General features: G+C 44.0%; 13 protein-coding genes and 1 pseudogene. All 14 read left to right on the top strand.

What is annotated here, in order from left to right; genetic code table 11:
• The first annotated feature begins 112 nt into the window (after nucleotides 1–112).
• Nucleotides 113–427 (top strand): dehalogenase, encoded by a 315-nt coding sequence (locus AAH944_RS11005; protein WP_415534937.1) that lies wholly within the window; start codon nucleotides 113–115, stop codon nucleotides 425–427.
• 17 nt (nucleotides 428–444) lie between these two features.
• Entirely contained in the window at nucleotides 445–1857 is a 1413-nt protein-coding gene (locus AAH944_RS11000; RefSeq protein WP_415534936.1) for a reductive dehalogenase, read from the top strand.
• A 34-nt stretch (nucleotides 1858–1891) separates the two neighbouring features.
• Nucleotides 1892–3274: a reductive dehalogenase gene (locus AAH944_RS10995; RefSeq protein WP_415534935.1), complete on the top strand. Its 1383-nt coding sequence runs from the start codon at nucleotides 1892–1894 to the stop codon at nucleotides 3272–3274.
• A 215-nt stretch (nucleotides 3275–3489) separates the two neighbouring features.
• Nucleotides 3490–4129, top strand: a pseudogene (locus AAH944_RS10990) (B12-binding domain-containing protein).
• A 3-nt stretch (nucleotides 4130–4132) separates the two neighbouring features.
• The gene (locus AAH944_RS10985; protein WP_415534934.1) at nucleotides 4133–5302 is read left to right on the top strand and encodes a uroporphyrinogen decarboxylase family protein; all 1170 of its coding nucleotides are present in this window, start codon (nucleotides 4133–4135) and stop codon (nucleotides 5300–5302) included.
• 24 nt (nucleotides 5303–5326) lie between these two features.
• Nucleotides 5327–5470, top strand: a complete 144-nt coding sequence (locus AAH944_RS10980) for a hypothetical protein (protein ID WP_415534933.1) — start codon at nucleotides 5327–5329, stop codon at nucleotides 5468–5470.
• A gap of 325 nt (nucleotides 5471–5795) precedes the next feature.
• Complete coding sequence (locus tag AAH944_RS10975) at nucleotides 5796–6110, top strand: dehalogenase (protein WP_415534932.1); 315 nt, start codon at nucleotides 5796–5798, stop codon at nucleotides 6108–6110.
• 17 nt (nucleotides 6111–6127) lie between these two features.
• On the top strand, nucleotides 6128–7495 hold the full coding sequence (locus AAH944_RS10970) for a reductive dehalogenase (protein WP_368292922.1): 1368 nt from the start codon (nucleotides 6128–6130) through the stop codon (nucleotides 7493–7495).
• 423 nt (nucleotides 7496–7918) lie between these two features.
• Complete coding sequence (locus tag AAH944_RS10965; protein WP_287895378.1) at nucleotides 7919–8104, top strand: twin-arginine translocase TatA/TatE family subunit; 186 nt, start codon at nucleotides 7919–7921, stop codon at nucleotides 8102–8104.
• Between the two features lie 26 nt (nucleotides 8105–8130).
• Nucleotides 8131–9183 carry an FAD:protein FMN transferase gene (locus tag AAH944_RS10960; RefSeq protein WP_415534931.1) on the top strand — a complete coding sequence of 351 codons (1053 nt, stop codon included), beginning with the start codon at nucleotides 8131–8133 and terminating at the stop codon, nucleotides 9181–9183.
• Between the two features lie 55 nt (nucleotides 9184–9238).
• On the top strand, nucleotides 9239–10012 hold the full coding sequence (tatC, locus tag AAH944_RS10955) for a twin-arginine translocase subunit TatC (protein WP_020492159.1): 774 nt from the start codon (nucleotides 9239–9241) through the stop codon (nucleotides 10010–10012).
• Complete coding sequence (locus tag AAH944_RS10950) at nucleotides 10013–10357, top strand: twin-arginine translocase TatA/TatE family subunit (RefSeq protein WP_020492160.1); 345 nt, start codon at nucleotides 10013–10015, stop codon at nucleotides 10355–10357.
• A 196-nt stretch (nucleotides 10358–10553) separates the two neighbouring features.
• On the top strand, nucleotides 10554–11717 hold the full coding sequence (dinB, locus tag AAH944_RS10945) for a DNA polymerase IV (protein ID WP_020492161.1): 1164 nt from the start codon (nucleotides 10554–10556) through the stop codon (nucleotides 11715–11717).
• A 75-nt stretch (nucleotides 11718–11792) separates the two neighbouring features.
• On the top strand, nucleotides 11793–12566 hold the full coding sequence (locus AAH944_RS10940; protein ID WP_019225059.1) for an ABC transporter ATP-binding protein: 774 nt from the start codon (nucleotides 11793–11795) through the stop codon (nucleotides 12564–12566).
• The last annotated feature ends 1 nt before the right edge of the window (nucleotide 12567 follow it).

Raw genomic sequence — 12567 nt, 5'->3', positions numbered from 1 at the left:
ATATTTTGTAGATGTATAGCTTTTAGTTATACAACTAAACTTCACTCAAAATTATTAAATACAATGTACCTATAGTCATAAAAATGACTGAATTATTAAAAGGGAGGTGAAAATGATGGGTACATTCTTAATTTTTTTAGCAGGCGTATTATTCTTAGCGGGTATTTTATTTATTAGACCCCGTGCTAAACGTGAACAAATGTGGAAAACAGTAGTAAATTGGGCCTTGTTTGTTACTTGGTATGGGATTACCTGGATGGGAATTTCCTTTGTCTACATGAACGCATCGGTTGGACATGTCAAAGCCACAAGCACAGCGATGTTTCTGTTTCTGGGGATATCTGTGGTTCTTGCCGTTGTTCAGGCCTGCCTGCTGGAATTCATTGGTGTGAGAAAAGCGGGGAATACAGGTGAATTACAAGCCTGATAGGATGTGAAAATACGGTGATTAATGAACAAGAGAAAAAGTTTCAGTTAGGCCGCAGGAATTTTCTCAAAGCTGGTGCCGGAGCTGCAGCCCTAGGAGCAGCGACGGCTCTGAAAGCACCTACCATAGTGGCGGGAGCGGTTGGCGAGAGCATGAAGTATACGCCTGCGGCAAAGGGACAGTGGTCCAAACTGCATCCAGTGCATGACATGGGAAGCGCAACAATACATTTTGTAGAACATAACGATCAGTGGTTGGGAACCTCAAAGATAATTGGCCCAATCAAAAATCCGAGTGAATACGATGGCGGATTTGAACAAATTGCCGCAGGAAAAGTCAGTCAAAGGGGCCAATTGGGGCTTTATAACATGAATACGAAGGATCCTTTTGGTAGTGCAATTATAATGGGAGCCGGGATGGTAGCAGGTTTCCTGGAAGGTATTCCTGCCCCAAAGAAAATGGAGATCCCTGATCCTGAACAAATGTCACAACACATCAAGGATGTTGCTTATTTTTTGCGGGCTGATGACGTGGGTATAGGCAGGATGCCTTCGTATGCGTATTATGGCACAAAATGTATTTATCCGCCTTTTCCGGGAAGACAGTATGTGGAATTCACCAGGGAACAATTAGTTCGGCCGGTTACCGAACGCCTGCCATATGCGATCGTGGTAATGGTTGATCAGCATTTGGAGACAATGCTCGCTTCGACAGGGTATGACGCAATTAGCATCTCCCAGTCCTTCAGAGGCTATCATGCGACAGGGGTCATTGCTGCTATTATGGCCCAATATATCCGGAATCTGGGATATAACGCCAGGGCTAATTATGCTGTGGATTATAACGGTGTCATGCCTCCTGTTATTATCGCCGCAGGGTTGGGAGAACTATCCCGTACAGGCGATTGCACGATTCACCCCCGGTTAGGATTCCGCCATAAAGTTGCTGCGGTCACTACGGATTTGCCGCTTGCACCGGATAAACCCATTGATTTTGGGTTACTTGACTTCTGTCGTGTATGTAAGAAATGTGCGGAAAATTGTCCTGCCGGAGCCATTAATACGGATATGGATATGGGACAATATAACGGATATTTGCGTTGGAATAATGACACGAACAAATGTGCTGAATTTCGGGCCAGTAATGAGGACGGTGTATGCTGCGGACGATGCATGAAGGTCTGTCCCTGGAATTCCAAAGAGGAATCCTGGTTCCATCAAGCTGGTACCTGGATTGGAAGCAAAAGTGAAACATCATCAAAATTATTAAAATCAATTGATGATATGTTCGGGTATGGAACAGAAACTGTCGATAAATATAAATGGTGGCTGGAATGGCCGGAACTGTATAAGCTTCCACCTGTAAGCATTCTGACTGAACCTTTGCCGCCGGATCCCATTTTTTCGGCATTAGGGAAAAATAAACCGTAACAATCCGAAAGTTAAAACAATAAGCTGATTGGATGTGAATAAAACGGTGATTAATAAACACGACAGGAAGTTCCAGCTAAGCCGCAGGAATTTTCTCAAAGCCGGTGCCGCAGCCATAGCCTTGGGCGCAGTTGGAGTGGTCAAAACTCCTTCTAAGGCGGCAAATGCGGCGGGAGGAAGTCTGGGGTATACTGCTGCAGCGAAAGGGCAATGGTCCAAATTGCATCCGGTACATGACCTCGGCAGTGCCAGCATACGTTATGTAGAAAGCAATGATCAGTGGCTGGGTACCTCAAAAATAGTTGGGAAAATCAAAAATATCAGTGAAGCAGATAATGGATTTAATCGTGCTACCAGAGGGTTGCTCCCAGATCCCCGGATACAGCTCGCGTCTTTGGCGCTTCCTACCCATCCTTTTCCATTGGCACAGCTGATGACAGTTGTTTTAGTAGGGCCGGACCCTGTAGTTGAAGGACCGGCCGCCCCTAAAAAATTACCGATACCTGATCCTGAGCAGATGTCACAACATATTAAAGATACTGCCTATTTTTTGCGCGCCGACGATGTCGCTATCGGAAAAATGCCTGAGTTCGGATATTATTCTGAGAAGGTTATTGACCCGGCGGGGCTATTGAACAAACCTGTGTCGGAGTGTGTTAAACCGGTAACAGAACGGCTGCCCTATGTCATCGCCGTGATGGTTGACCAACACTTGGAAACCATGCTGGCGTCGACCGGATATGATGGGATTAGCGGCTCGCAGTCACTAAGGGGTTATCATGCGGTCGCAAACATTGCTGTTATTTTGGCCAACTATATCCGTGCCCTTGGATATAATGCCCGGGCGAGTCATTTTGTCAATTATGTTGTTGTAATGCCGACGGTTCTCATATCTGCAGGCTTAGGGGAAATGTCCCGGGCCGGGGACTGTACAATTCATCCCCGTTTAGGATACCGGCATAAAGCGGCTGCTGTGACCACTGATTTGCCACTGGCACCAGATAAACCGATTGATTTTGGGATCCAGGAGTTTTGCAGGGTATGTAAAAAATGCGCGGAAAACTGTCCGACCCAATCAATTTCGACTGATACGGATCAGACCGAGTACAACGGATATATGCGATGGAACCTCAATAGTGATACATGTACTCAACTTAGAATAATTAACGAAAACGGTCAAGGCTGTGGACGGTGTATGAAGGTTTGCCCATGGAACTCCAAAGAGGACTCCTGGTTCCACCAGGCGGGAACGTGGGTAGGCAGTCAAAACGAATCTTCTTCGAAATTGCTGAAAGCTATTGACGACATGTTTGGGTACGGAACGGAACAGATAGAGAAATATAAATGGTGGCTGGAGTGGCCCGAATTGTATAAGTATACACCCCCCGACCTTTCAGGACCTGTCTTTAAACATTAAGTCGCCGGATGCGGGAAGTTAGAAATTTGTCAGTTAATAGGTACTATTAGCGGCTGCTGGCAACAAATTTTAATATTTGTTGCCAGCAGTTTATCAAAAATATAAAAATAGTTTTGATATATTTTTGCATGTATAGATATATGAGATACCATTACGAGGCAAAACTGTAGGATCCAACCGGTATCAAAGAGGAATTTAAAGGAGGATGATTGAAAGTGGTGGACTTGAAAGTCCTGACTCAAGCGATGTCCGATTTGGACGAAGACGTATTAAACAAGGCTATTGATGAAGTACTAAGCAAAGACGACAACGCCGCCGAAGCTCAACAAGTTGTTAAAGCCTGTCAGCAAGGTATGACGCTCGTGGGTGAGCGTTATGATTCGGGTGAGTACTTTATCGGGGACTTGGTCTTCGCCGGGGAAGTGTTGCAAAGTGTAAATGGACAAGCTCAAGCCGGCTTTAAGTGCAGGATCCTCAGCAAAAGGCGGAAAAATTGTCCTGGCAACAGTTTTTGGGGATCTTCACGATATCGGCAAAAACATCTTCAGGTCGATGGCCGAAGCGGCAGGTTTGGAAGTAGTTGACCTGGGAATCAATGTTCCTGTTAGCCAAATTGTGGACAAGGTAAAAGAGCTTAATCCTGATATAGTAGGACTAAGCGGCGTACTGACTCTGGCCTTAGACAGCATGAAAGATATCGTGGATTGCCTAAATAATACCGGTCTCAGAAATAAAGTCAAGGTTATTATCGGCGGCGTGCCGGTTAATGAAGTGGTTTGCAAAAGCATAGGTGCTGATGGTTTTTCAACGAATGCCGCTGAAGGCGTGAAAATTTGTCAAAGGTGGGTGGGATAAATCATGAGCAACGAAATGACGCCGTATCAAGAACGCTCGAACCGTATTTTCAAGACAATAAATTTGGAACAAGCTGACCGCGTTCCTGTGCTTGGCACTTATGGGACATGGTGTGCCTACTACGCAGGTTATACTCCAGCCCAAGTCGATATCGATCTGGATAAATGCGCGAAAGCCATTGCGAAAGTAGCCACTGATATTCCGGTAGATATGCTTCATATGGTGTCTAACAACCCTGCCGCTCTGCTTCAGTCGCTGGGAAGCAAAAATTATAACTATTTAAGTAAAGATAATATTATCCAGTATAGTGACGAACAAGCCGGGATAATGAGTGGAGACGAATATCCCGAATTTAATAAAGATCCGTTAAGATTCATTGTTGAAAAGATTTTACCACGAAAATTTGCCGAATTGGCTAAGTCTTCTCCCGCGAAAGACGTCGCTTTGGCCAGAGGCGCCATGCACTTTGCCATTTATGGAGCAAAATCGGGGGGAATAACGGGTGCGCTTGCTCAACAGGGAATGCCCCTCTTAGGGGATGGCGTACTTATGCATCCGATTGATTTAATTGCGGATATGTACCGGGGTATTAAAGGAATGTTCGGGGACATGCGCCGCCGCCCGGAGGTAGTCTTAGAAGCGATTGAAGCCTTACTGCCTGTTATATTGAGGTTTGGTATGGGACAGGTTCATATGGCGCCGCCGAAAGCGACCCCCAAAGTGCTTTTTCTCCCGATGCATCTGCCAACCATGATGAAGCTGGCGGATTTTGACAAGTTTTACTGGCCGGCCTTTAAAAAGATGATGGACTTTTTTGCTGCTCAAAACGTCTGTGTTCTTGGATTCTATGAAGGCGACTGGTCACGCTATTATGATCATCTTCAAGAATTGTCGGCGAAGAAATCATTTGGCTGGTTTGAACATGCAAATTTCAAAGAAATTAAGCAAAGTTTAAAAGATACCATGTGCATTGTCGGACTTTTCCCGGCGACTTTACTGCAATATGGAACTGAACAAGAATGTATTGCCAAGGCCAAGGAAATATTGGATATAATGGCCCCCGGCGGCGGATACATTTTTGCCACCGATAGGGAGCTGATTGCAGCACAGGATGGCAAATCAAAAAACATTATCGCCGTAAATAAATTTGTTATGGAGTATGGTATTTATTAATTATTAGAGGAGGTGCGCCTTGCAATGGAAGATAAATTATTGATCTCTTGGAATGAAATACTTAAACAGCACCCGGAACTTGCAGACCAAGATCCCGCTATTGGAATGAGTTGGGATATGGGACAGGAAATGGTTTTTAGCTATTTATTTATGCTGGCAATCTTTTAGAACAAAGAAAATGCGGAAACCTAATAAACTAGTCTTAAAATCATATGACACACTGCTTTTTAGGGCGTGTCGCGAAAACGTTTTTTAATAAACGTTACGACACGCCCTACTCTATTTTGTTCCATTTGTCGACAGCTATGTTAGTAAGCCTGAGAATAGACCTTTTGTTTTAGCAGTTATACTTTTAGGTATTGGCTAATATTTATGATAAAAATTTTTTTCCAGATGTATCGTTTTAGTTATATAACTAAACTTCCAATAAAATCATTTAATACAATGTACCTATAGTCATGAAAACGACTGAATTATCAAAAGGGAGGTGAAAATGATGGGTACATTCTTAATTTTCTTAGCAGGCGTATTATTCTTAGCCGGTATTTTATTTATTAGACCTCGGGCTAAACGTGAACAAATGTGGAAAACAGTAGTTAATTGGGCCTTGTTTGTTATCTGGTATGGGATTACCTGGATGGGGATTTCTTTTATCTACATTAACGCATCGGTTGGGCATGTCAAAGCAACAAGTACAGCAATATTCCTGTTTCTGGGAATCTCTGTGGTTCTTGCCGTTGTTCAGGCCCGCCTGCTGGGCTTCATTGGTGTGAAAAAAGCGGGAAATAAAAGTGAATTACAAGTTTGATAGGATGTGAAAATTCGGTGATTGATGGACAAGAGAAAAAGTTTCAGCTAAGCCGCAGGAATTTTCTCAAAGCTGGCGTTGCAGCCTCTGCGATGGGAGTGATTGGAGCAATCGCAGCTCCGGCTAAAGTGGCCAACGCAGCCGGAGCAAGTCTGAAGTATACTGCTGCAGCGAAGGGACAATGGTCAAAACTTCATCCGGAACATGACTACGGCAGTGCTACAGTACGTTTTGTAGAAAGCAATGATCAGTGGTTGGGTACCACAAAAATAGTTGGAAAAGTTAAGAACTTCAGCGAAGCTGATATGGGATTCAATTTGGCTACCAGGGGGATGCTTCCTAATAAAAAGACACAAGCGGCGTCTTTGAGTTTCTTTTTCAGGCATCCTTTTGGAGCGGCAATAGCCAATGCAGGCATGTTTATTGCTCCGCCCGCTGCGGTTGAAGGAAAGCCGTCTCCCAAAAAACTGGAGATCCCTGATCCGGAACAAATGTCCCAGCATATTAAAGATGCCGCCTATTTTTTGCGCGCTGATGAAGTCGGTATCGGCAAGATGCCGGAATATGCTTATTATTCCCAGAAGCTTACGGATAAAGCTGGTTTGATGACCAAGCCTGTAGAAGAATGTGTCATACCGGTAACAGAACGCTTGCCTTACGTCATCGTCGTGATGGTCGACCAAAATCTTCTAACCATGTTGGGATCCACTGGGTATGACGGAATCAGCGGTGCAATGTCTATGAAGAGTTATCATGCAACCGGTAACATCGCAGTGATTTTAGCTACCTATATCCGGAGCCTTGGGTATAATGCCCGGGCGCAGCATGCGTTTAACTATAACGCAGTCATGCCGCCCGCAGTTATTTCAGCAGGGTTGGGGGAGCTTTCCCGTACCGGAGACTGCTCGATTCATCCCCGCTTGGGATTCCGGCATAAGGTTGCTGCTGTTACCACTGATTTGCCGCTGGCGCCCGACAAACCAATTGACTTTGGCCTCCAGGATTTCTGCAGAGTATGTAAAAAATGCGCTGAAAACTGTCCAAACCAATCCATTACGTATGATTCGGATCTTGTGGAGTATAACGGATACCTGCGTTGGAACAGCGACATGAAAAAATGTGCAGAATTCAGGATACTCAACGAAGACGGAGTGTCCTGCGGACGGTGCATGAAGGTCTGCCCCTGGAACTCCAAGGAGGATTCCTGGTTCCACCAGGCTGGGACCTGGATTGGAAGTAAAAATGAAGCTTCCGCAAAATTGCTGAAAACAATTGACGATATGTTTGGGTACGGTACAGAAAGCATCGAGAAATACAGATGGTGGCTGGAGTGGCCGGAGATGTACAAGTATCCGGCGGTTGCTCAAGCGCCACAGACGCATTAATAGTTAAAGGCTCTCTGCTAAATGTTGGGGTACCCCCCTAAACAAGAGTAATTCTAAATTGATGTAATGCTGGTAATAGCCCTTACAGACTATTATCAGCATTTTTATAAATTTTGCTGCGAATGACACCATGCCGTTAGTATCTGGCCTAATTAACCTATCATACTAGAGAATGCGGGATCTGAATTACCATTTGTATAAGGAACGCTCTTTTTAAATCATTTTTTGTGCTTAACATCAGGAACAGTTAGATGGTTTTTACGAGCTTTTGGTGGGCGAATATTGACACTAACTCTTCAAACAATTATTATTTACTTTAGGATGTATTGAATAATACTTTTCATCTAGAGATAATCTATAAGCAGGGGAATTCTTAATGTTTTTGTGAGTTCATACTAATCATATAAAATGGAGGAGATAAAAATGCAATTAATTTTTGGAATGATTACCCCAACTGTAGCTGTAATAGGTTTGGTCATCGCCCTAGTCATATTTGGACCAGGAAAGCTGCCCCAATTAGGAAAAGCTTTAGGCGGGGGTATCAAGGAATTCAGGGATGCCTCTGTTGAGGGTGAAAAGGAAGGAAGCGAAACAATAAAAGAGGCATAGCATAACGCGATAGAAATGTTATTTAAATGCAAATAAAGGATAAGTTCAGCATGTATCATAAAAAGAGCTTTAAGATACTATTATTTCTGTTAATCATTATCGGTTTATCATCTTGGCAAGGTTATGAGTATTATCAACGTAATGTTAATTATCAAGAAACCAAATTGTTTTTTGACACAGAAGTATATGTTGAGGCTCATGGCTGGGGAGCAAAGAAGACAGTAACTGAAGCTCTCGGCATTATGGAAGAGCTAGATTCCAAGCTTAATAAGTTCTCACCTCATAGTGAAATATACGCTATCAATATTCATGCAGGAGAACAACCTGTCACGGTATCGGAACTAACCTTTGATGTTATTGAACAGTCCTTGAAAATTGCGGATTTAAGCAATGGTGCATTTGATCCGACGATAGGACCTTTAGCTAAATTATGGAAATTTGGAGAAAGGGATAGTTCTGACAAATTTGTACCATCGCAGGAACAGATTACGAAAACAATTCAACTTGTTGATTACAAAAAAGTAATTTTGAATAAAGAACAAAAGACTGTCTTTTTAGTTAAAAAGGGAATGAGTTTAGATCTAGGAGCAATTGCTAAGGGCTACGCTGTAAGCAAAGCATTAGAGACCTTTAAGAGCCGTAATATTCTATCAGGGATGGTATCGGCAGGCGGAAATATTTATGCCATAGGCAAAAAAGACGGAGGAACGCCTTGGCACATCGGAATTAGAGATCCTTTAAACAAAGGACAGATTATTGGCTATGTTGTATTGGAGAATCTCACAATCGATACATCAGGCAACTATGAGCGGTTTTTCACTGTTGACGGAATACAATACAGTCATATTCTTGATCCTCGTACTGGGTATCCTTCAAAAGAGGTCAGCGGTTGTACTGTCGTCACGGAGAATCCGATAATGGCGGATGCTTTGGCTACAGCAGCTTTCGTATTAGGTCCTGAAAAGGGCTTGCAATTAATCGAAAAGAATAACGCATGGGGCCTGATCATTGATACTGACGGCAAGATGGAATTATCTGATAAAATGAAAGAAATGTTTAAACCAGAGACTCCTGAGTGACCGTATTTGGAAGAATTAGTTTTAATTAGATCAGGAAAAGGAAGGGGTTTGTACTGTGCAACGTAGGAAGAAGCAAAGTGACGAAATGTCTTTCTTTGGCCACTTTAAAGAAATGCGCAAAGTGCTTTTATTTTCTGCATATGCGATTGCCATCGGAGCAATAGCGGGATGGGCGTTCAGTGATTATGTATTTCGTTTCCTGGCTATACCCATGTCCGGTCTCAGTGAGGTGCATTTCATTACGACAACACCGATGGAACCATTAATGGTTAAGTTAAAAGTATCACTCATTGCGGGTGTAGTTATAGCTTTGCCCATCATCATATGGCAGTTATGGAGTTTTATCCTGCCGGCTTTAAAATCGAATGAACGGAAATACCTCTATTTCATCTTTCCTTCATCTCTTCTTCTTTTTTTTGCAGGTGCAGCTTTTGTTATTTTATTTGTGCTGCCTATCTGCTTAAAGTTTTTACTTTTGGCAGGGATAGGGGCAATCGATACAACACCATTTGTCACCAAGTCTTCCTATATTAATTTTGTTTTCACTTTGGCACTCAGCTTTGGGTTGTTTTTCCAACTGCCCGTTGTATTGATACTGTTAATTCGAATAGGCGTCGTATCTCCTCAGGCTCTCGCAAAATATAGAAAATGGGCCTTTTTTGTGATTGTGATATTGGCTGTTGTTCTTTCTCCAACCCCCGATCTGATGACCCAGGTTTTGATCATCGGTCCGATGTATCTTCTCTATGAAATCAGTATTTGGATAGGTTATATTGTAGTAAGAAGAAGAACAAAAATGCTGAAGCGAGAAGAGGAAGAGGTGATTTAAATGGGTTTAACAGAAATTGCATTAATCTTATTTGTCGCCTTGGTTCTTTTTGGCCCCGATGATTTGCCCGTAATTGCAAAAACAATTGGAAAAATGGTTAGACAAGGTCGCAAGATAATGAATGAATTGACAAGAGAATTTACAAATACAATTAGTATGCAGAGTGACACGATAATGGACAGCTTAAAAGATACATCCCCCAAAGAAAAGGTCTCCCAAGAAGAACCAAAACAAAAGGAAGACGAGAATGTGTTACAGAGCAATGATGAAGGAGCAGAGAAAAAAGCTGAGGATAATGAGGCAGCTGTAAAACATGATGGAACCAATGAAGCCGACCCTATGTGAAGGATAATTTAAAAAGGCGTGATGCACTTAGAAGATGATCTCTGTCTTGCGCGGGGGTCATCTTTTTATGATTCCAGCCCAACTTTCATATGGCGCTTCTGCATGCTGAACCGGCAAGATGATTCATTAGACCGAGAATCACCAATCACCACGGATGGCATGGAAAACGCCGGGCGCATAGTGGTATAATTGATTTATGGAACAATGGCAAGACCATCGAAAAATACTCCATATCGATATGGATGCTTTCTATGCCGCGGTAGAACAGAGAGATCATCCAGCCTTACTCGGAAAGCCTGTTATCGTGGGCGGCAAGCCAAACAGCCGGGGTGTTGTTTCTGCTGCTTCTTATGAGGCCCGTAAATTTGGCATTCATTCGGCGATGCCCATGACCGAGGCCTTCAGACGCTGTCCGCAGGCCGCATTTCTCCCTGTTAATATGCAAAAATATCAGGAAGCCTCAGACCGGATACACGAAATATTTTTGTCCTACACGCCGCTCGTCGAGCCCTTGTCCCTTGATGAAGCTTTTTTGGACGTTACGCGATCAACGGCTCTTTTTGGATTTGCCCAAAATATCGCCGTGCTGATCAAACAACGTATCCGGCAGGAACTTGGCCTGACAGCTTCAGTGGGTTTAGCCCCCAATAAATTCCTCGCCAAGATTGCTTCCGATCTGCAGAAGCCGGACGGCTTTGTCGTTGTCCCTCCGGATAAAGTACAGGAATTTCTCGATCCTCTGGCTGTGGAAAGAGTGTGGGGGGTCGGCATCAAAACGGCGGAACAGCTGCATGAGCTTCGGGTCAAAACAGTGAGAGATCTGCGTGCCTTGGATGAAAGTGCTCTCTCGAAACGATTCGGTGCCTTGGGCAAACAGCTTTACGAACTCGCCCGAGGTATTGACAACCGCTCCGTAGAAACCGACAGAATGGCGAAATCCGTTGGCAGGGAGACGACATTCTCATCAGATATTGCTGATGTTGACGTACTTGAAAAAGAGCTGCTGAAGCTGGCGGTGGATGTCGGAAGACGCCTGCGCAAACATGCGCTGAGAGCGAAAACAATCACGCTGAAAGCACGTTATCCAGATTTCAGGACCCTCTCCCGTTCCAGCACCCTCCCTCAGGCCACAGATCTGGATGATCTGATCTACCATGAAGCCTGTACGCTCTTACGCGGGCTCTCCATGAATCAGCCGCTTAGACTAATTGGAATTACCTTGAATAACTTAACGGATCAAACTGAGCAACTGACGTTGTTTGATGAATCTCAAAAAGATATGGGAAACCTGACAAAAGTGATTGATCAAGTTAACGCGAAATATGGAAAGAACAGTATCACAAGGGCACGATTACTATAATGAAGAGTGAGGAGCGAGATTTAACCTTCAATTTATGAATAGGTCTTAAGCCAAAAAGTTAGCAGGAGGTACGCAATGGAAAGGGTCTTGATCAGAACAAATCGTTTAACCAAAAGGTATGGTTCAGTGCCGGTTGTCAACGATCTAAACCTGGAGGTAAGAAGCGGAGAGATTTTCGGTTTCTTGGGACCGAACGGTGCCGGTAAAACAACAACGATTAAAATGCTTACTGGATTGCTGGATCCCAGCGAGGGGGAGATATCCATCTGTGATTACGATATCCGCAGGCAGCCCACTCAGGCCAAAGCCTTAATGGCTTATGTACCGGACCAGCCAAAATTGTATAACAAACTGTCAGCCCGTGAATTTTTGCACCTTATTTCAGCCCTATACCGAGTCCCAAAAGGCATTGCCAAAGAGCGGGCTGAGCAGCTCTTAGGAATGTTCGGTCTCATGGAGCGTGCAGATGAGCTATTGGAGGGTTACTCTCACGGTATGAGACAAAAGGTTGTTCTGGCGGGGGCCTTAATTCATCAGCCTAAGGTGATTCTTTTGGATGAGCCGACTGTGGGTCTTGACCCGGCCAGCGCACGCCTCCTCAAAGATATTCTTCAGGAGATGGCCCGGCAGGGTGCTGCGGTATTTGTTTCGACCCATATTCTTGAGATTGCCGAGAGAATGTGCCATCGGGTCGGTATTCTGAAAGATGGCATGCTGATTGCGCAGGGCAGCCCTGAAGAACTCCGGCAAAAAGTTGGGCACGGTGGGGAAAGCCTGGAAGATATTTTCCTGGAACTTACCGGAGTCCGTGAGAATGCTGAATTAATCAAAAGCCTGGAGGAGGAATAAA

Origin of the sequence: Dehalobacter sp. CP (assembly GCF_047652685.1) — a bacterium.
Classification (GTDB): Bacteria; Bacillota; Desulfitobacteriia; order Desulfitobacteriales; family Syntrophobotulaceae; genus Dehalobacter.
The sequence above is the reverse complement of the archived record's forward strand: the minus strand, read 5'-3'. Positions and strand labels throughout refer to the sequence as shown.